The organism is Pedobacter sp. G11 (assembly GCF_003860265.1).
In the GTDB taxonomy this organism is placed as follows: Bacteria; Bacteroidota; Bacteroidia; order Sphingobacteriales; family Sphingobacteriaceae; genus Pedobacter; species Pedobacter agri.
This window is the reverse complement of record NZ_CP034190.1, coordinates 1,869,508-1,889,178: the sequence shown is the minus strand read 5'-3', so window position 1 is coordinate 1,889,178 and position 19,671 is coordinate 1,869,508. Positions and strand designations below refer to the sequence as shown.

General features: G+C 38.0%; 18 protein-coding genes. 1 reads left to right on the top strand and 17 read right to left on the bottom strand.

All coding sequences use genetic code 11. The features are described from left to right. The 13 genes from EA772_RS08235 to pdxA all read right to left on the bottom strand — a co-directional run bounded on the left by EA772_RS08235 (position 1) and on the right by pdxA (position 13,211). Positions 1 to 1,389: a LutB/LldF family L-lactate oxidation iron-sulfur protein gene (locus tag EA772_RS08235; RefSeq protein ID WP_124912424.1), complete on the bottom strand. Its 1,389-nt coding sequence runs from the start codon at positions 1,387 to 1,389 to the stop codon at positions 1 to 3. Between the two features lie 81 nt (positions 1,390 to 1,470). Continuing rightward, positions 1,471 to 3,129, bottom strand: coding sequence for a M28 family peptidase (locus EA772_RS08230; RefSeq protein ID WP_010600123.1), 1,659 nt, complete (start codon positions 3,127 to 3,129; stop codon positions 1,471 to 1,473). A gap of 31 nt (positions 3,130 to 3,160) precedes the next feature. After that, complete coding sequence (rpiB, locus tag EA772_RS08225) at positions 3,161 to 3,598, bottom strand: ribose 5-phosphate isomerase B (protein ID WP_124912422.1); 438 nt, start codon at positions 3,596 to 3,598, stop codon at positions 3,161 to 3,163. 45 nt (positions 3,599 to 3,643) lie between these two features. Further along, a complete protein-coding gene (tatC, locus tag EA772_RS08220) occupies positions 3,644 to 4,525 on the bottom strand; it encodes a twin-arginine translocase subunit TatC (protein WP_116170437.1) in 882 nt (293 codons plus the stop codon). A gap of 120 nt (positions 4,526 to 4,645) precedes the next feature. Beyond that, positions 4,646 to 5,848: an LVIVD repeat-containing protein gene (locus tag EA772_RS08215; RefSeq protein ID WP_124912420.1), complete on the bottom strand. Its 1,203-nt coding sequence runs from the start codon at positions 5,846 to 5,848 to the stop codon at positions 4,646 to 4,648. Positions 5,849 to 6,010: 162 nt separating this feature from the next. After that, positions 6,011 to 7,357 carry an acetyl-CoA carboxylase biotin carboxylase subunit gene (gene accC / locus EA772_RS08210; RefSeq protein WP_116170439.1) on the bottom strand — a complete coding sequence of 449 codons (1,347 nt, stop codon included), beginning with the start codon at positions 7,355 to 7,357 and terminating at the stop codon, positions 6,011 to 6,013. Positions 7,358 to 7,453: 96 nt separating this feature from the next. Beyond that, positions 7,454 to 7,930, bottom strand: a complete 477-nt coding sequence (gene accB, locus EA772_RS08205) for an acetyl-CoA carboxylase biotin carboxyl carrier protein (protein WP_010600127.1) — start codon at positions 7,928 to 7,930, stop codon at positions 7,454 to 7,456. 143 nt (positions 7,931 to 8,073) lie between these two features. Further along, complete coding sequence (locus EA772_RS08200) at positions 8,074 to 9,069, bottom strand: beta-ketoacyl-ACP synthase III (RefSeq protein ID WP_010600128.1); 996 nt, start codon at positions 9,067 to 9,069, stop codon at positions 8,074 to 8,076. A gap of 19 nt (positions 9,070 to 9,088) precedes the next feature. After that, positions 9,089 to 10,027, bottom strand: coding sequence for a phosphate acyltransferase PlsX (plsX, locus tag EA772_RS08195; protein ID WP_010600129.1), 939 nt, complete (start codon positions 10,025 to 10,027; stop codon positions 9,089 to 9,091). A gap of 100 nt (positions 10,028 to 10,127) precedes the next feature. Beyond that, the gene (rpmF, locus tag EA772_RS08190; RefSeq protein WP_010600130.1) at positions 10,128 to 10,319 is read right to left on the bottom strand and encodes a 50S ribosomal protein L32; all 192 of its coding nucleotides are present in this window, start codon (positions 10,317 to 10,319) and stop codon (positions 10,128 to 10,130) included. A gap of 15 nt (positions 10,320 to 10,334) precedes the next feature. Further along, a complete protein-coding gene (locus EA772_RS08185) occupies positions 10,335 to 10,820 on the bottom strand; it encodes a DUF177 domain-containing protein (protein ID WP_246834072.1) in 486 nt (161 codons plus the stop codon). 265 nt (positions 10,821 to 11,085) lie between these two features. Then, positions 11,086 to 11,928 carry a sulfurtransferase gene (locus tag EA772_RS08180; RefSeq protein WP_124912418.1) on the bottom strand — a complete coding sequence of 281 codons (843 nt, stop codon included), beginning with the start codon at positions 11,926 to 11,928 and terminating at the stop codon, positions 11,086 to 11,088. A 203-nt stretch (positions 11,929 to 12,131) separates the two neighbouring features. Continuing rightward, positions 12,132 to 13,211: a 4-hydroxythreonine-4-phosphate dehydrogenase PdxA gene (gene pdxA / locus EA772_RS08175; protein ID WP_010600133.1), complete on the bottom strand. Its 1,080-nt coding sequence runs from the start codon at positions 13,209 to 13,211 to the stop codon at positions 12,132 to 12,134. 151 nt (positions 13,212 to 13,362) lie between these two features. Between pdxA and rsmA the strand changes: the two genes are divergently transcribed. After that, a complete protein-coding gene (gene rsmA, locus EA772_RS08170; RefSeq protein WP_124912416.1) occupies positions 13,363 to 14,142 on the top strand; it encodes a 16S rRNA (adenine(1518)-N(6)/adenine(1519)-N(6))-dimethyltransferase RsmA in 780 nt (259 codons plus the stop codon). A gap of 3 nt (positions 14,143 to 14,145) precedes the next feature. On the opposite strand, the gene EA772_RS08165 is transcribed toward rsmA, so the two are convergent. The 4 genes from EA772_RS08165 to argH form a co-directional block, all read right to left on the bottom strand. Further along, on the bottom strand, positions 14,146 to 15,660 hold the full coding sequence (locus EA772_RS08165) for a glycoside hydrolase family 32 protein (protein ID WP_124912414.1): 1,515 nt from the start codon (positions 15,658 to 15,660) through the stop codon (positions 14,146 to 14,148). A gap of 305 nt (positions 15,661 to 15,965) precedes the next feature. Further along, positions 15,966 to 16,817, bottom strand: coding sequence for a hypothetical protein (locus EA772_RS08160; protein ID WP_124912412.1), 852 nt, complete (start codon positions 16,815 to 16,817; stop codon positions 15,966 to 15,968). 71 nt (positions 16,818 to 16,888) lie between these two features. Then, entirely contained in the window at positions 16,889 to 18,142 is a 1,254-nt protein-coding gene (locus EA772_RS08155) for a pyridoxal phosphate-dependent aminotransferase (RefSeq protein WP_124912410.1), read from the bottom strand. 94 nt (positions 18,143 to 18,236) lie between these two features. Next, a complete protein-coding gene (argH, locus tag EA772_RS08150) occupies positions 18,237 to 19,568 on the bottom strand; it encodes an argininosuccinate lyase (protein WP_124912408.1) in 1,332 nt (443 codons plus the stop codon). Between the last annotated feature and the right edge of the window lie 103 nt (positions 19,569 to 19,671).

The following is a 19,671-nucleotide window of genomic DNA, read 5'->3' as shown; positions in this document are numbered from 1 at the left end:
TTAAGACTCTTTATTCTTCTTCATTTCTTCAAATTGTTTGGAGAAAGATTTATCTGCCACTTTCGGCATTTCCCGGTATTTACCCCAGCTTTTTCTGAAGAAGCTTTTAAGCATAAAATTTTTGAACTTTCCACCGAAAAAATCCATCCACTTCCGTTTCTGCATCATGCGGCTAAACATCCCCCAGCCCATTTCTTCTACTTTACCGTTTTCATGTGTAGCTGCAGCATCTCTGCGGTTGAGCAATAACATTTTATGGATATCGATTTTAACGGGACATACTTCAGAGCACTTTCCGCATAAACTGGAGGCATAACTTAAATGTTTAAACTCCTCCATACCTTTTAAGTGCGGTGTAATTACCGAGCCAATTGGTCCGCTGTAGGTGGTATTGTAAGTATGACCACCGATATTTTTATAAACCGGGCAAGCATTTAAACATGCACCACAGCGAATACAGTACAAGCCTTGTCGCTGGTCTTTTTGTGCTAATAAATTTGTCCGCCCATTGTCTAAAAGAATCACATACATTTCTTCGGGGCCGTCGGTTTCGTTAGGTTGGCGAGGTCCGCTTAAAATGGTATTATAAACCGTTAAATTTTGTCCTGTTCCATGAGAAGCCAATAAAGGCCAGAACAAATCCAAATCGGCCATTGAAGGAATAATCTTTTCGATACCCACAATGGCAATATGTATTTTTGGAAACGTGGTACTTAAACGGGCATTTCCTTCATTTTCTGTAATGGCGATACTTCCGGTATCGGCAATTAAAAAGTTTCCGCCACTAATGCCGATATCAGCATTCAAATATTTATCACGAAGTAATTCTCTAGCTTTTTGAACGAGCTGTGGAGGGGTCGCATCAATTGGTGTTCCAAATTTATCATGAAATAATTTGGCGATATCAGTAGCGCTTAAGTGCATGGCAGGCGTAACAATGTGGTAAGGTGCCTGCCCCAGTAGCTGAACAATGTATTCGCCTAAATCACTTTCTAAAGATTCGATTTGATTACTTTCCAGGAAATCATTTAAATGGATTTCTTCGGTGGTCATTGATTTAGATTTGATCACCGTTTTGCCGTTACTCCGCTTAATGATGTTTAGAATTTCTTGCTGAGCCTCAGCGGCATCATTTGCCCAAATCACTTTTCCTCCTCTACGTTGAAAGTTAGACTCAAACTCAGGCAAAAACTTATCAAGATTTTCCATCACACGCCATTTAATCACGTGTGCTTTCTTTTTTGAAGCCTCAAGATTTTCGAATTTTGATAGCCCGCGTTCTACTGCCGTATTGTATTTTCCAATATTATAATTGATGGTTTTACGATGCGGTAAATCAAAAGCTTTCTCATCAGATTTCTCTAAAAATTCCTCGGCAGTTTTCATCATAATTCAAAGATAGGAATTTCTCTTACGGCCTAAAGTAATGTGCATAAAAAAGCCCCAACTGCTATAGTCGGGGCTGAATTTTTATGGTTGAGGTATTGTACTACCTTTTTTTGGATTTCCTTTTCCATCTTTATCTACCGCTGGGCGCTTGGCTCTATTAGCCAGTTCCCATGCTGTAAAGTAGGTAAGTTTAGCTCTCTTAGTTAGCAATGGGAAGTTGATTTTGCTTACCTCATCGCCTGGTCTGTGATAGTCTTGCTCCAACATTCCATCATAATAAAAGATAATAGGAATGCCCAATTTAGCAAAATTATAGTGATCTGAACGATAATAAATACGTTGTGTATCCTGAGGATCATCGTATTTATAATCTAATTTCATTTTGGTATAAGTAGCATTCACCTGCTCACTTAAATTACCCAACTCACTGCTTAACATGTTTGAACCTACTGAATATATGTAGTTGGCAGAATCTGGTTTACCTAGATATTCTTCGCCGATACGGCCAATCATATCTGTGTTTAAGTTAGCTATTGTGTTTTCTACCGGAAAAATCGGATGCTGTGAGTACCAATCCGATCCCCACAAACCTTTTTCTTCGCCCACTACAGTCATGAAAAGAATGCTGCGTTTTGAGCCTTTGCCCGCTTTTTTAGCATCAGTAAATGCTTTTGCCATTAAAAGAACACCTGTAGTTCCAGATCCGTCATCATCAGCACCGTTGTTTATTTTGTCTGGTCCTTCCACCTCAGGAGTAATACCAATGTGGTCATAATGGCCAGTTAATACTAAAACTTCTTTCTTCAATTTCGGGTCAGTTCCTTCCAGGAAACCTAAAACATTTTCTCCACGAACTTCAGTTCCCTTTTTCATCGCACTTGCAGAAATGGCAACGTTTATCGTTTGAGATGCAGGTTTTGCGCTTTCAGTAACTTTTTTCTGAAAAGCATCAACCGAAGTATTCGCAGCTTTTAAAATTTCATTCGCTGTTGCGGTAGAAATGCTGATAATGGTGAACGGGTTTTGCTTTTTCATCCGCTCAACCACTTCTTCTGTTCTCATCACTACCTGGCCAGCTTCTAATGATGCTTTACGCTCTGGAGAAATATTATCAACAGTAGGATCGATTAGAATAACAGCTTTCGCTTTATTTTGGGCCAGGTAACCTAATTTTTTCTGTCTCGCCATCATTGCAGCACGGCGATCAACCTTATCTGTAGCTTTTGCTGTTGGATCTCCCGTAGCAAAAATCAACACAACTTTCCCCTCTACGTTAATGCCATCATACTCGTTAAACCCATCTTTAGAGATGCCGTAACCTGCAAAAACTATATCATCAGCACTGAAAGTAAAGCCGTTTAAGCCTACCGCATTACTGGTAATTAAATAATCTTTATAGGCTTGTTTTGGCTGGCCGTTGATGGTTAACATGCTTTCGCTAACAGCATAAGTAGCGAGGTCAATTTTTTGGAAGTATCCTCCATCAACAGGGCCTTTTAATCCAAGTGATTTAAAATAATCACGAATATAATCTGCAGCCATCCATGCACCTTTCTTACCGGTTTCACGACCTTCATATTCATCAGAAGCTAAAACGGAAAGATGTTTAAAAGCGTTTTCAGGATTTATGGCTTTGCTAAACCTAATTGCATCCTTGTTCGCTGCAAGTGGTTTAACTTGTGCAAAGCAGCCAACACTCAGTATCGACGCTAAGCCTAGGGTTAAAAATCTTTTATTCATTATGGGTAATAGTTAGTTTAGTTTGATAAGGTTAGCACGAAATTTTATTCACTCTTGTTTGATGACGACCGCCCTCAAATTCCGTATTTAAAAATGTAGTGGTAATTTCTTTTGCCAATTCTTCTGAAACAAAGCGGGCAGGAATGCATAAAACATTTGCGTTATTATGTTTTCTTACCAGAGAGGCAACCTCATTCTCCCAACATAAGCCTGCACGAATGCCTGCATGTTTATTGGCAGTAATGGCTACACCATTTGCAGAGCCACAAAGCAAAATACCATAAGTAAATTCACCGTTTTCAACAGCAGCGGCTAAAGGGTGTGCAAAATCAGGGTAATCTACAGAGTCCAATGAATGGGTACCAAAATCCCTAACCTCGTAATCTTTAAGGAACTCTTTAAGCACTTCTTTATATTCAAAACCAGCGTGATCTCCACCAATCGCTATTTTAATTCTAGTTTCAGACATGTCCAAATTTATATAGAATTCTAAAATGTATTCGTAATGTTTTCGTTAGTTAGCATAAAATGCTGCCTCCGCTTTTTTCTTCTTCCTTTCGATAAAGGCAGAAACAAAAATACTTAATTCATAAAGCAGGAAGAGCGGCGTAGCCACAATCAGCATCGTCATAATATCTGGTGTTGGTGTTACAATTGCGGATATGATTAAGATGATGACAGCTGCATACCTTCTGCTCGACCGCATCAGTTTCGGCGTCATTAATCCAAGTTTCGAAAGGATGAAAATGATTACCGGAAGTTCGAAAATAATACCAGTTCCTAAAGTTAACGTGGCAACTGATGATAAGTATGAATCGACAGTGAAAGTATTTTTAATTTCCTCACTTACCGTGTAACCTGTTAAAAAGTTAACGGAAAGCGGACAAACGATAAAATAACCGAATAGAATACCGCATACGAAAAGTACCGAAGCAAAAAAGACAAAGCCACTTGCTGATTTACGTTCATTTTCGTGTAAAGCGGGCTTGATGAAACGCCAGATTTCCCAGAGCAAATAAGGGAAACCCACCACAATACCACACATTACGCAGACATTCAACTGAAGATTAAACTGCCCAGCCATTTCAGTATTGATGATTTCTCCATTGATCTTGGTGATACACATATCTGCACCCAGAGAAGGAAACTTCTCTACCAGTTTACACATCATGCGATAAGTCCAGAAATCAGGTTTCTTAGGACCGAAAATTATCCTGTCGAGTATAAATTCATTGAAGTAAAAAGCGATACCAGTGAATACGGCAATGGCAATTACGGCTCGGATCAAATGTTTACGCAGAACATCAAGATGGTCAAAAAAAGACATTTCTGCCTCTAAGGTTGTACTCTTTTGTCCTATAGCTTTTGTAAGGGAAGTTTTTTTAGTGTCGCTCATGTTGAAAACAAAAATACCATTCTAATTGAATAGAATGGTATCTACGTGTTAAAGATAGAAATAGTTTATATTATTTAACAAAAAGCATATATAAATATCATCTAGTAAACGGGTGATAATCTATTTCTGTACTTTGATCAGGCTTAACTGTCTTAAATTGGATGCATTACTATAATTAAACTGATAAACACCGTCATCACCGGTTACGATTAATGATTTCGGCCCCGCAATCACGTCGAAACTTTTTATATTTTGCAAATGCTGAAGCATATTATTTCCAATCGCTTTATTATCAGTGATATTAAAGCTCTTAATACCAAAATTGCCCTCACATAAAAATAGATTATTTCCATTTACGCTTAAGCCATGAGGATTTTGCATAGGGTATGCTACAAGTAGCTTAGGTTTTGTTGGGTCTTCAATATCAACCACTTCGAGTTGATTACTGGCTTGCCTGCAGTTATTACCTGTCCGCAAAGTAACATAAGCGAATTTTCCTTGTACCACTACCGGGTCGCAGGCAAAAATGTGGCTATAAGTAGATAGCTTAACGGGATTGGCGGCATCGGTAGCATTAAAGATATGCATTCCGGTATTAGTGCCGATAAACAATTTATTGTCGTAAGGAAAAATAGTTTCCACTCCCCAGCCTAAATTAATTGATTTTATAAAAGATGGATTGGAAGCATTTTTCACATCAAACAAGCCTAACTCATACAAGCCAACCGTATAGAGATAGTCGTTCATTAAAGTAAATCTTGCCATTGAGCCGCCCTGACCAGAAGAACCGCCTTGAGAAGAAGAACTGGAATAGGCTGCGATATCATTGACGACGCCTCCCTTGTAAACCTGTTTCTTTACCACGGTATCTTTAGTATAAAAAAGATATTTTTGAACACCAGCAGAATAAACCTGCTTAAAAACATCATTTACCCTTTTAACTTGCTTAATACTATTCATATTTGAAATATCAAAAGCAAGCAAGTCAATAAAGCTATCAGCATAAAGAATATTATTTTGAATGGCAAGATCTACGTTGCCCGGAATTTGTATAAAGGCAGTGTTTACAGGGGCACTTGGGTTAACATTATTGAAGATATGAATACCTTCTCCTGGTTCGTTTATAAAAAGATAATCATTGTAGATATAAATTTTACCTGTTTTTTTTGTTTCTGTTGCTCTGGTTAAACCTACCGGCAGGGCTCTCATCTGCTCTACAGTGATCATTTTTGTAAGTTTGATCACTTCATATTCATCCTTCTTACATTGAGTAAATGCGGCAACAAGCAGAAGCAGCAGTACGTTAATTAGATATTTTTTCATATTTGAGGGTTTTAACTTAGAAACGAGTGTAATCTCCTAAACGCTACAAGGTTAGGTTAATAATATGAATTTTTTTCGATGAAATTTTCAGATTCTTCTATCAGCTAAAAACAAAAAAGCCAGGATTTTGCAAACCTGGCTTTCTGAAATATTGATTTTAAATTATTCTGAATCTACAAATTCGAATGTTTCCATGAATTTTGTGGTGAAATTACCGGCTCTAAAATTCGGATCTTTCATCAATTGTAAGTGAAAAGGAATAGTTGTTTTTACGCCTTCAATTACAAATTCACCCAGAGCACGTTCCATGGTGCAAATTGCTTCTTCACGGGTTTGCGCCACACAAATTAACTTTGCAATCATCGAATCGTAGTTTGATGGAATAGAATAACCAGCATAAACATGGGTATCCACACGCACACCATGGCCACCCGGAGAATGAAAATTAGTGATTTTTCCTGGTGAAGGTCGGAAATTATTCGCAGGATCTTCAGCATTGATACGACATTCAATTGCATGCATATCAGGGAAATAATTTTTACCCGAGATTGGAATTCCAGCAGCCACTTTAATTTGTTCTTTGATTAAATCAAAGTTGATTACTTCTTCAGTAACCGGATGCTCTACCTGAATACGTGTATTCATTTCCATAAAATAGAAGTTGCGGTGTTTATCAACCAAAAATTCGATTGTACCAGCACCTTCATAATTTACAGCTTGTGCTCCTTTAATAGCAGCCTCTCCCATCCTTACACGAAGTTCTTCGGTCATGAATGGTGATGGAGACTCTTCTACCAGCTTTTGGTGACGACGTTGAATGGAACAATCACGTTCAGATAAGTGACAAGCTTTACCAAACTGATCACCGATAATCTGGATTTCAATGTGGCGAGGATCTTCAATGTATTTCTCTAAATATAAACCATCATTACCGAAAGCAGCACCAGATTCCTGACGAGCACTATCCCATGCATTTTCGAACTCTTCATCTTTCCAAACTACACGCATCCCACGGCCACCACCACCGGCAGTAGCTTTAAGAATAACCGGATAACCCATTTCGTTCGCAATAGCGATACCTTCTTTAACACTGGTTAATAATCCCTCAGAACCTGGAATTGTTGGTACACCAGCAATTTTCATTGTTTCTTTAGCAGAAGCTTTATCGCCCATGCCATTGATTTGTTCAGGCGTGGCACCAATAAATTTGATACCGTACTCGCGACAGATGTTCGAAAACTTAGCGTTTTCTGATAAGAACCCATAACCTGGGTGTATGGCATCAGCATTAGTTAATTCTGCCGCTGAAATAATATTTGGAATATTTAAATAAGAATCTTTACTTGGAGGAGGACCAATACAAACAGCCTCATCAGCAAAACGTACATGTAAACTTTCGCGATCAGCGGTAGAGTAAACAGCAACCGTTTTGATGCCCATTTCCTTACAGGTGCGGATAATACGCAAAGCGATTTCTCCCCTGTTGGCAATTAGTATTTTTTTAAACATAATTTTTCGTTTAAATGCCATGGTTCGTGTCTCCACGAACCATTTGTGTTAAGCGGTTCGTGACGACACGAAACCGAGGCGTAATAAGACGGTTTACTAAATAGGTTCTACTAAAAACAACGGTTGATCGTATTCAACTGGTGATGCATTATCAACCAAAATTTTAACGATACGACCTGAAACTTCACTTTCAATTTCATTGAAAAGTTTCATTGCCTCAATAATACATACCACTTTACCAGTGCTGATTTCATCACCCACGTTAACAAAAACTGGTTTATCTGGGCTTGATGAACGATAGAAAGTACCAATCATCGGTGATTTAACCGTAATGTATTTTGAAGTATCTTCTGCAACTGGTACTGCAGGCGTTGCTGCAACCGGAGCAGTAGGAGCTGTTGCAACTGGCGCAGCAGCCTGTACAAGCGGTGCCTGAGGCACGGTAGCATGCACAACTGTTGGTGCCTGGTTTGTTTTAATCGTAATCTTGAAGTTTTCCTGCTCGATAGCAACTTCGTTTACTCCAGAACGAGAAACAAATTTAATCAGTTCCTGTATTTGTTTGATATCCATTTTTTAATCCTTGTTATGTAAAAAATAGTGTATAAATGAATTAACTAAGTTATACTTTTTTTGTTTTATTATTTGTTATTTGGGTTTTTTAGCTGTTTGGGAGATTAGTTAAATTCGAAAAAACTAATCATCAATACAACCTACTAACTATTATATGCCCATTTAAGATAAACCGAACCCCACGTAAAGCCTCCGCCGAAAGCAGCCAACACAATGTTATCTCCTTTTTTAAGTCTGCTTTCCCATTCCCATAAACATAAAGGAATTGTTCCGTTAGTGGTATTACCGTAACGCTCAATATTGATCATTACTTTATCAGTTGTTACACCCATGCGGTTAGCGGTTGCATCAATAATGCGTTTGTTTGCCTGGTGAGGCACTAACCATGCAACATCATCAGCTGTTAAGCTGTTACGTTCCATAATTTCTGCAGCTACATCTGCCATGTTAGTTACAGCAAATTTGAAAACAGTTGGACCTTCCTGGTGCGCAAAATGTTCTCTTGCATCAATAGTTTCGTGTGTGGCAGGCTTAACTGAACCACCGGCTTTCATTCCTAAGAAATCTCTGCCAGAACCATCGGTTCTTAAGATAGAATCCTGAATTCCTAACCCTTCTTCATTTGGCTCTAATAAAGCACAACCGCAACCATCACCAAAAATGATGCAAGTGGTACGGTCTTCATAGTTGATAATTGACGACATTTTATCGCCACCTACCACTAATACTTTTTTGTGTCTTCCTGATTCAATAAATGATGCACCAGTAGATAAACCAAAGATAAAACCCGAACAAGCTGCTTGTAAATCGTAACCCCAGGCATTGCTTGCGCCAACTTTATCGGCTAAAACGTTAGCGGTAGCAGGGAAAGTAAAATCTGGTGTAGTGGTGCAAAAGATAATCAATTCAATTTCCTTTGCATCAATACCTCTTTTTTTAAGTAAACCGTTTACAGCATGAACCGCCATATCTGATGTACCCAAACCTTCACCTTTTAAAATTCTGCGTTCTTTAATTCCCGTTCTGCTGGTAATCCACTCATCCGAAGTGTCAACAATGGTTTCTAACTCTGCGTTTGTAAGCACATAGTCGGGGACGTAACCATTAACTGCCGTAATAGCAGCGTGAATTTTACTCATTTGAAAAATTTTAAATAAATTATTTAAATGCCATTCTAATTTTTTCTACCAATCCGGTGGTAATCATTTCTCTGGATTGAAGAACCATATTTTTTACAGCTAACGGACTAGAAATTCCATGTCCGATAACAACAGGAGCGTTAACGCCTAAAACCGGACTTCCACCGTACTGTTCGTAATTAAAACGATCAAAAAACTCATCCTTTAACCCTTTTTTAATGGTTATCACATAAAATGATTCTGCCAGTTTAAGCATCACATTTCCGGTAAAACCATCGCAAACGATTACATCCGATTTATCGTTAAATAAATCTCTACCTTCTACATTACCCACGAAGTTAAACAGATTGGTATCTTTCATTAACGGAAAAGTAGCCATGCTTAGCATGTTTCCTTTTTCATCTTCTTCGCCAATATTCATTAACGCAACCCTTGGGTTATCAATTTTGAATAAATTTTCGGCATACAGGCTACCCAGTACACCAAACTGTAATAAAATATCAGGTTTGCAATCGGCATTTGCACCAACATCTAATAATAAGCCGGTGCCGCCTTTAAGTTTTGGAAGAATAGAGCATAAGCAAGGGCGGATGATGCCCGGGATAGTTTTAACGCTAAAAACAGCGCCAACTAACATTGCGCCAGAGTTACCAGCACTTGCAAACGAATCGATTTTACCCTCTTTTAGAAGATTAAAACCTACTGCGATGCTAGAATTTGGTTTCTGAACAATTGCTTTGGTGGGATGTTCGCCCATACCAATCACTTCATCAGTATGAACGTATTCAAAGTGATCCGGATTAAAACCCTCTTCTGCGAGAATCGGTTTAATCTGTTCGGTATCGCCAATAAGAACCAAATGTTCTCCGGCGTTTAGCGATTGATGAGCTGCTATTGCTCCCAAAACGATTGCTTTGGGAGCATAGTCTCCGCCCATTATGTCGAGGCCTATTTTCATAGAAAAAATCTGTTTGTGTTAAGCTCAGGTAAACCCTGATTTTTCAGTTGACTAAGGTATGACTAAAGCCGCTGAAAACACAAACAATTTTTTAAGAAAATTACCCGATTTGAGTATTTTCGATAACCAATTTACCGTTATAGTATAGGTTACCATCAACGTTGTATGCACGGTGAGGTACGTGAATAGCACCTGTTGCTGCGCAAGTTGCTAAAGAAGGTGTCACTGCTTTATAGTGTGTTCTTCTTTTGTTTTTTCTCTGTTTCGAGATTTTCCGTTTTGGATGTGCCATTGGTGTATAATCTAATTATTTTTTTAACTTATTAAGGGCTTCCCAACGTGGGTCGCTTGTTTGTTCGTTTTCTTCTGCCTGCTTATCAATAGAGAGTTGTTCTAAACGATCAATCATTTCCTGATCACAATCTTTATCTGCCTGCTCGCAGTTTTTGATATAAGGTACAGCCACGTTAATCATTTCGTATAAAGGCGCCGATATATCAATCTCGGTATCTTTACGGCTTAGCGTAATGATTTCTTCATCATCGCTTTCCAGCTCATCTTCAGCAAATTTTACAATTTGTCTTTCGTACAAGTTTACCGGGTAAGCAAACTCTGATAAACATTTATCGCAATCTAAATTTACTGTACCAATAACTTTGAATTTTAAAAGCAACATGGTCTCTTGTTTCTCAAGTTCCAGGTCAACCTTTAAATTTCCGCTTTTAATTAATGAATACTCAAATGCATTAAAAAAGCGGTCATCAAGCTCATAATCAAAGTGATGAACTCCCAATTTTAATCCGGTAAACGGTATAGAAAATTGTTTTAATGGCTTCAAAGTACTATAAAATTTTAGCCTGCAAATGTAGGGATAAAATAATTAGATTAAAAATGTTTTTTAAAAATTGTTAACATTCAAATCTTCTATTTAAGAATAGAGCCCGTTGAATAAATTTTTGAAAATCAATTTATTCGCTTCATTGGTTTCGAAAGTTCTGCTTTCCTTTCAGATTCACACATCAATCTGGTTTAGCTTATAAAAAGCTGTGTAAGGAATACTAACCATTAGCCAAAACCATTTCCTTGCCGTTTCTGCTCCATTCACTCCATGAGCCTACGTAAAGTTTTGGAATCGGTAAACCTGCATAATCCATGGCCAATAACGTGTGACAGGCCGTAATGCCCGAACCGCAATGAACGATTACATTGTTTAAATCAACTTTTTCTAACGCTGCAGTATATTTTTCGTTTAAAATGTCTGGTTCTAAAAAACGTCCATCAGCATCTAAATTTTCAGTGAATGGAATATTAATAGCACCAGGGATGTGGCCAGCAATGGTATCGATTGGTTCTGTTAAGCCTGCATAACGATTGGCATCACGTACATCGATCACAATATGATCATCGTTTTTAGCTACCTTTTCTACCTCATTAATATCTGATAGCGGCAAACTCCAATTTTGAACCTCGTATTCATCAACCGACTTTGGTATTTCGACCTTATTAGTGACAGGGAAACCCGCTTTTACCGCAGCTTGAAAACCTCCATCGATTACTTGTACTTTCTCATGTCCAACTGATTTTAACATCCACCAAAATCTGGCTGCTGCATTACTTCCATTTTTATCATCATAAATGATGACATGACTTTCTTTGGTGATCCCAAGTTTCTGTAGAACTTTACTAAATTGATCGAACGTTGGCAATGGATGGCGTCCACCTATAGCAAAGTCACCGATATTGGCTAAATCTTCGTTAACATCTACGAAAATTGCACCAGCCAGATGTTGTTCATCATAGCGGGCTTTTGACCCGGCGCTGGCATCAACAATTACAATTTCATTATCGAGATTTAACCACGTTAACTCTTCGGGTTTTAATATGGAAGAAATTTTGCTCATTTCGTTTAAATTTGAAACACAATTTTAACAAAAATAAACCTGATAGAAGTAGAAATACTTTTTTGTTGCAGCGTTTCGACAAGCTCAGCATGACCATCACTAAAAAGATTGCAACAAATAGCAGGACTACCGGAACCGATGAAATACAGTACCTTGCTTTTCTAAAAAATTAAACCTTGTATTTTGGGGTTCTGCTTTAAGCTTTACGAAGCATCATCTTTGATGTCGAACTGTGTTTCTACCACTTTTCCACCGCCACGTAATTGATTACTCAACATTTCTTCCTGCTCCCTGCGGTTTTTAACGATATGAATGGCAGAAAACAAAGCCTCGGTGAATGAAGTTGAATCGGCTAAATCTTTACCCGCAATATCATACCCGGTACCATGATCTGGAGAGGTACGCACAAATTTTAATCCTGCGGTATAATTTACACCATTATGGAAAGCCAAAGTTTTGAAAGGAATCAAACCCTGATCATGATACATGGCCAAAACCGCATCGAACTTTTTATAGCTGCCATTCCCGAAGAAACCATCGGCAGGATAAGGTCCGAATACCATTAAACCTTTATCGTAAGCTTCCTGAATTGCAGGCGTGATGATTTCTGCCTCTTCTGCCCCTAATAAACCATTGTCGCTGGCATGAGGGTTTAACCCCAGAACTGCGATTTTCGGTTTCTCAATCCAGAAATCCTTTTTTAGGCTATCATTAATCAGCTTTAGTTTGCTAAGAATTTTTTCTTTGGTGATTGATGTTGGCACATCTTTAACAGGTATGTGACCAGTAACCACGCCCACACGTAAATTTTCGCTAATCAAAAACATCAATACATCCTTACTCCCACTCTTCTCCTGCAAATATTCGGTATGACCGGGGAATGCAAATGTTTCTGATTGGATGTTGTGTTTATTAATGGGAGCAGTAACCAAAGCGTCAATGTCGCCAGCTACTAAATCGGCAGTTGCCCTTTCTAATGATAAAAGTGCATATTTTCCACCTGTAGCCGTTACCTGGCCCAGCTCAATTTTTACATCTTCTTCCCAGCAGTTAATCATGTTGGCTTTTTTCAATTGCGCCTGATTGGCGTGATTGATTACGTTAAAGCTGAAATCGCCAAGGTTATTTGCCTTTCTATGAAAAGAGGAAACCTTGGTATGACCATAAACAATTGGAGTACAATAATTTAAAATAGCAGGATTGGATAATGTTTTAATAATTACCTCTAAACCGATACCGTTCACGTCGCCTATACTGATGCCAATTTTAAGTTTATTGCTCATAATTAGTGGAAAATTTAGCGCAAATTACTGATTTGATTTGATAAATAAGGTATAGGATAGATGGTTTAAGGTAAAGCGTTTGTAAATTGAATTGCCATACCTTACACCCTAAGGCTTATAGCTTCCACCTTAAATCATTACCTTTGTTGCCATGAGTTTAGTAAAAGCGAAAAAACATTTAGGTCAGCATTTTTTAACGGATAAAGGCATTGCCAACCGCATTGTAGAAAGTTTGGTGAATACCGATAAATACAATCAGGTTTTGGAGGTCGGTCCTGGAATGGGCATTCTTTCTGATTTTTTGTTGCAACGCCAGGATTTACAAACTTACTTAATTGATATTGATACAGAATCTTTTCATTTTTTGAATGAAAAATATCCCCAACTCGGCGACCGGCTAATTAACGGAGACTTTTTGAAGCTGGATTTTGATGCGATTTTCCCGGGCCAGTTTGCCATTATCGGAAATTTCCCTTACAATATTTCTTCGCAAATATTATTTAAGATTTTGGACAACCGACAAAAAGTTGTCGAGATGGTGGGCATGTTTCAAAAGGAAGTTGCCCAACGTTGTGCTGCGCCGGCAGGAAACAAAGAATATGGAATTTTAAGTGTTTTTCTTCAGGCATATTATAAAATTGAGTATTTATTTACGGTAAAACCCGGAACTTTCAATCCACCACCTAAAGTACATTCGGCGGTGATTCGCTTAACCAGAAACGAAGTAGAAACATTAGATTGTGATGAAAAATTATTCTGGCGTGTGGTTAAGGCTGGCTTTAACCAACGAAGAAAAACTTTACGTAACGCGGTTTCGGCAGTGATGCCAAAAGATAAAATGGATGATCATATTTATTTTGAAAAACGGGCTGAGCAACTTACTGTTGATGATTTTGTGAAGTTAACTCAGCACATTAGTTCGTTGATGTAGGGGTTATTTATTGAAATTCCATATTTTCAAATTCGTTAAGGTTGCTTTTCCTCCTATAGTAAAAGCAGATAAACCTGTTGCCTTTTCTTCAGGAAATACCATGGTTGTGATTACTTTTTCACCACCATTTCCAAAAACCTCCAAAGAAGATTTATCGAACAAAACTTGGAACTTAATTTTTCCATCAACCGGATTAACTTTTGCGGTTTGAATCAGGTTTTTATCATTTTTAATTCCCTTTTCTGAACGCGAACAATCTACATAGATCTGTTTCTTCGCTACGTTATAACCTACTTCAACTTCTTTTAACAAATTACCTTTATTATCTTTTAACTGCGCAAGTTTAAACCCAATATTTTTAGCTTCATTGATCGAAAACTCTGCATCAATCCAGTAAGAATTTAATGTTGGACCCAGGAACGTTTCGCCATTTAAACCGATATTCTTCTTTTTAGCAACTTTTTCTCTTGAATGATTTTTTAGCTTATCGGTAATGATTTTTGATGGTTGCTGAAATAATCTGATTCCGTTTGGGGTAGTTTTTAGTGATAAATCTCTAGGAATAGACATCTGGCCTTTCCATGGGAAAGTTTCCTTGCCGCCAGGCTGCAACCAGCCCAATAAAATTTTCTGATTTTTAGGTGCATCGTTCCATGGTATGGCAGCATAAAAGGCGTCGCCATCATCAACCAATAAGGTTAAGTTCTCATCGTTGTCGTTTTTGAAGTCTTTTCCGTCAAAATCCCCAACAAAATACTGCATTGATGGTCCTTTCTTCGTAAATAAAGAAACGGCCAATACCCATTTAACGTGATTACGATTGCCATTAACGGGTAGTGGAATAATAAAAGGACATTCCCAACCGCTACCGATATCACCCTGATTACCAAAGTCGCTCAACTTTGTCCATTCTTTCAGGTTTGTGGAGCCATAAAATCTGGTCAAATGTTCATCAACCATGGCCACTGTCATAATCCATTGTTTCGAAGCTTCATGCCACCAAACATTTGGGTCGCGAAAATCCTTTTTATTTAAATCGATAATGGGATTTCCGGCATAATTGGTAAAGGTTAAGCCGCCATCATTACTAAAAGCCAGATATTGCGATTCATTTTTCTGCTTAGGTAAATCGGCTGTATAAAAGGCTAAAAGCGGCCCCTTTCCTTTCCCCAAACCGCTTACGTTTTTTTTGTCAAAAACTGCTGAGCCCGAAAAAATCATTGTTGTCGTATCTTTTGTGATCCGTTCTGGTATGGCAACAGGCAGGGTTTTCCAATTGATCAAATCTTTGCTGGTGGCATGCCCCCAACTCATGTGCCCCCATTTGTTCTCGAAAGGATTATATTGAAAATAGAGATGAAATTCTCCATTAAAATAAATCAGCCCATTGGGATCATTAAGCCAGTTTGCTGGTGAGGTAAAATGATAGTTTGGCCGCCATTGTGGTGTTGGCTCCTGTGCTAAAACGTTTAAGGAAAACAAAATGATAGAGGTAAAAATGATGTTGATTTTTCTCATAAGTGACGTAATTATTATAACAGCCAGGTTTTTTCCTTTGGCATATGATATCGATATGCGGGTATGTTTGACCTTAATCTTTAAAATCAGTAGATGCGTTGAATCACCATTACTTATTTACCATCCGCCTATAAATAAAAGTAAGTGTTTTTCTCTTTGACTCAAAACCATTTATTGACAATGCAGGCTTTAGGTAGTTTACTAATTACAACTGAATCTGCACTTCGAGATTTTCAATAAAACAACAAACCCCATTTCATTAATCTGAAACAGGGTTTGTTAATTTTACCTTAAATTAAATATGATCATATATTTGCGTTCTGAAGCGGATAAAATGCAATAACATTAGTCATTTTTTTATCTTTTGCTTTACCGGTAGGATTTGAAACATTCAAAATACTAATATATTTTGTTGGGTCGCCCATTGATTCAAAAATAATTACTTCCGCATAATTTGCTTCATTCATCAGCGATGGCTGATCATTCAAAACAACAAAATTTCGGTTGTTTAGCTCATTCAAAAGGTGCTCTTTGTTTTCAACCATGGGAATACGGTTTAGCGTCTTACGCTTGATCATCCACCGGTCATTTATCTCAGAGTATGGTTTAATAACCTGACCATTTAAAACAGAAAATATGATTCCGCCAAGGATGAATATAAATTCGCCTGCCCAAATTACCCACAGCAACAAACCGCTTACCGTATCAGTTCCTTTTATTCGAAATGATCCGACTTCGTTAAGATTTACAATTTCCTGAAAGAGAATATTAGGATGCGTAAAAAGGAAAAAGAAATCATCCGCTAATAACTTAATATCAGTTGCATTTAGGCTAAAGGTAAATCCTTTTTGGCTATAGATTAACGTATCGAAAAATACCCACTGAACATAAAAGGCAAATAATCCACAAAAAATGGCAATTGCAGTAACGATTTTCCGATTTCTGAGCTTTCCGATTTTTACACCAAGATCGATGAAAAAACCAAGGCCCATACCCAGCAAAAAAGCGATAATGGCGATGAACCAGATATTTGGTATTAGCCTACCTAGAATGATATATATGATAGGGAGTATAATGGATGCTAAAATTCCAATAGCAAGGGTAATGAGGATTGCTGATGTTGAAGCATATCCCTGAGGCGTATATTTATTTTCCATAAGAGCATTTAGATGAGAACTTAATTTGAACACCCAAGCTAACAAATTGTTTGATTGGGTGCTCAAATTGCTTATTTCAGTTTGCTGAGCGCAGTTTTAATTCTTGGCAACATATCTTTGATATCCTGAAGCGTACAAGCACCTACTGAAGCCCTGAACCATGGCATACTGTGCGCATTTCCGAAAGCAGAGAATGGGACCAGTGCAGCACCGGCTTCTTTAATTAAATAGAAGTTTACATCGGCGCTGTCTTTTAAAAGCTGACCATCTTCTGTTGTTTTCCCAATGTAATCGATTTTGATGGTTAGGTAAATAGCACCCATTGGCTCAACGGCATCAACATTAAAACCTTCGCTTTTTAATTCGTTGAAGCCATTGTAAAGTGCATTTAAGCTATCTTGAATTTGAGCTTTGAAGCTTGTTAAAAAGGTATCAACCTGTGCTTTATCGTCAAAATAATTCGACATGGCAACTTGTTCTGCTTTTGGTGCCCACGCACCCATGTGGCCAACCAAAGCTTTCATTCTGTTTACAATATCTTCCGGACCAAAACCCCAGCCTACACGAACACCAGTTGCAGCCAAACATTTCGAAGTACCGTCAACAAAAATGGTAAACTCACGCATTGCAGGACGTAAGGAAACCGGATTAACATGCTCTTTACCAAACGTTAAAAGAGAATAAATCTGGTCGTACATTAAATACAAAGGTTTTTCATCTGCGCCACGAGAAGCGTTTTCTTCTAAAATCACATCGCATATCTCAGCTAATGAATCTGCATCGAACATTGTTCCTGTCGGATTCAATGGTGAACATAAAGCCAACATCGTGGCGCCTTTTAAATGTGGTTTTAATTGCGCTGCAGTTGGCATAAAGTTATGCGCTGCATCAGTTTCTACCGCTATTGATTTTGCAGAAGTTAAATGACAATAATGGTTGTTGTTCCAAGATGGTGCAGGAAAAACTACAGTATCGCCCGGATCAATTACCGCTAAATAAGCTGCATATATTAACGGACGAGAACCGCCAGAAACTAAAATGCTATTGGTATTATATTCCAATCCAAATCTATCCTTTAATAGCTCTGAAACAGTTTCCCTTAATTGTAAAACACCATCAGCTGGCGGATAGTTGGTTTGATTTGCATTATAGGCATCTACAATTCCTGTTTTTAATTCTGTTGGAATTGGATAGATGTTCGAATCAAAATCGCCAATAGTTAAGTTAGCGATTGATGCGCCTTTGCGCTTCATGTCGTTAACTTCGTTACCAATTTTTATAATTTCTGAGCCAATTAAAGCACTGGCTAACTTTGATACTTTCATATGTTAATCTTTTTGTTGCCTGATGCGTCATTGCGAGGCACGAAGCAATCTTAATAATTAGCTATTGTATAATTTTAGTCTTTACAATGATGAATTAACGGATTAAATCTTCTATTGCTTTATTCACTTTATCGAAACCAAATTGAGATAAAACGGCTTGCATTGACGCAGCAATTTGTTCATTACAAAGGTTGCCGATGCTTCCTTCGTGTGTATGATGTATTTGGCTCGATGGTGCAAAAGTACCATTTTCTATTTGTTCGCCAACAATTTTATAGGCTTCTCTAAACGGCACACCTTGCAAAGCTAAATCGTTAACCACTTCAACGCTAAACAAATAGTCGTATTTCTTATCTTTCAAAATATCATCTTTTATGGTAATGTTCTGAAACATAAAGGTTGCGATTTCAAGGCATTCATTTAACGAAGTAATTGCCGGAAAAAGGTTTTCCTTTAACAACTGTAAATCGCGGTGATAACCTGATGGCAAATTGGTAATCATCATCGCAATTTCATTCGGCAAAGCCTGAATTTTATTGCAACGCGAACGAATCAGTTCAAAAACATCAGGGTTCTTTTTGTGCGGCATAATGCTCGAACCTGTTGTTAGTTCTGCAGGGAAGCTGATAAAGCTAAAGTTCTGGTTAATGAACAAGCAAACATCCATCGCCATTTTAGCTAAAGTTGCTGCAACAGCACTCATTGCTTGTGCTAAAACTCTTTCAGTTTTACCACGGCCCATTTGCGCATAAACCACATTGTAATTTAAGCTTTCGAAACCCAATAAATTAGTGGTTAAAGTTCTGTTTAACGGAAAAGAAGAACCATAACCAGCTGCTGAGCCCAATGGGTTTTTATTGGTGATTTTCCAGGCAGCAAGCATCAATTCCATATCATCGGCAAGGCTTTCGGCATAAGCACCAAACCATAAACCGAAAGATGATGGCATGGCAATTTGCAAATGCGTGTAACCCGGCATCAACTTATCTTTGTGCGTATTACTTAATTCTATCAGTTGGTTAAACAAAGTTGATGTTTGATTAACCGTATCTTCAATACAAGCACGGAAAAACAGTTTTAAATCAACCAAAACCTGGTCATTACGTGAGCGACCGCTATGAATTTTTTTACCTGCTTCACCGATACGTTGTGTGAGCAACCACTCCACCTGCGAATGTACATCTTCAACGGTATCTTCAATTGTGAAATTCCCAGCCTCAATTTCAGCGTAAATATTTTTTAGCTCTTGCTGAACCGTTTTAAGCTCATCGGCGGTTAGCAAATTAATGGTTTCCAGCATTTGGGTATGGGCCAAAGAACCCAATACATCAAACTTTGCCATTTGTAAATCGAGTTCACGGTCTTTTCCAACCGTGAAACTTTCTACAAACTTATTTACATCTATATTTTTTTGCCAAATCTTCATATCTAAACTTCGTCATTGCGAGGCACGAAGCAATCCTCTTTAGTTTTAAAAATTCAAAGCTTAACACGAGCAGTATAGATTGCTTCGTGCCTCGCGATGACGA

What these genes read in the sequence shown, in the direction of transcription:
- EA772_RS08235 (WP_124912424.1), bottom strand. Translation starts at nt 1,389, where the DNA reads ATGATGAAAACTGCCGAGGAATTTTTAGAGAAATCTGATGAGAAAGCT.
- EA772_RS08230 (WP_010600123.1), bottom strand. Translation starts at nt 3,129, where the DNA reads ATGAATAAAAGATTTTTAACCCTAGGCTTAGCGTCGATACTGAGTGTT.
- rpiB (WP_124912422.1), bottom strand. Translation starts at nt 3,598, where the DNA reads ATGTCTGAAACTAGAATTAAAATAGCGATTGGTGGAGATCACGCTGGT.
- tatC (WP_116170437.1), bottom strand. Translation starts at nt 4,525, where the DNA reads ATGAGCGACACTAAAAAAACTTCCCTTACAAAAGCTATAGGACAAAAG.
- EA772_RS08215 (WP_124912420.1), bottom strand. Translation starts at nt 5,848, where the DNA reads ATGAAAAAATATCTAATTAACGTACTGCTGCTTCTGCTTGTTGCCGCA.
- accC (WP_116170439.1), bottom strand. Translation starts at nt 7,357, where the DNA reads ATGTTTAAAAAAATACTAATTGCCAACAGGGGAGAAATCGCTTTGCGT.
- accB (WP_010600127.1), bottom strand. Translation starts at nt 7,930, where the DNA reads ATGGATATCAAACAAATACAGGAACTGATTAAATTTGTTTCTCGTTCT.
- EA772_RS08200 (WP_010600128.1), bottom strand. Translation starts at nt 9,069, where the DNA reads ATGAGTAAAATTCACGCTGCTATTACGGCAGTTAATGGTTACGTCCCC.
- plsX (WP_010600129.1), bottom strand. Translation starts at nt 10,027, where the DNA reads ATGAAAATAGGCCTCGACATAATGGGCGGAGACTATGCTCCCAAAGCA.
- rpmF (WP_010600130.1), bottom strand. Translation starts at nt 10,319, where the DNA reads ATGGCACATCCAAAACGGAAAATCTCGAAACAGAGAAAAAACAAAAGA.
- EA772_RS08180 (WP_124912418.1), bottom strand. Translation starts at nt 11,928, where the DNA reads ATGAGCAAAATTTCTTCCATATTAAAACCCGAAGAGTTAACGTGGTTA.
- pdxA (WP_010600133.1), bottom strand. Translation starts at nt 13,211, where the DNA reads ATGAGCAATAAACTTAAAATTGGCATCAGTATAGGCGACGTGAACGGT.
- rsmA (WP_124912416.1), top strand. Translation starts at nt 13,363, where the DNA reads ATGAGTTTAGTAAAAGCGAAAAAACATTTAGGTCAGCATTTTTTAACG.
- EA772_RS08165 (WP_124912414.1), bottom strand. Translation starts at nt 15,660, where the DNA reads ATGAGAAAAATCAACATCATTTTTACCTCTATCATTTTGTTTTCCTTA.
- EA772_RS08160 (WP_124912412.1), bottom strand. Translation starts at nt 16,817, where the DNA reads ATGGAAAATAAATATACGCCTCAGGGATATGCTTCAACATCAGCAATC.
- EA772_RS08155 (WP_124912410.1), bottom strand. Translation starts at nt 18,142, where the DNA reads ATGAAAGTATCAAAGTTAGCCAGTGCTTTAATTGGCTCAGAAATTATA.
- argH (WP_124912408.1), bottom strand. Translation starts at nt 19,568, where the DNA reads ATGAAGATTTGGCAAAAAAATATAGATGTAAATAAGTTTGTAGAAAGT.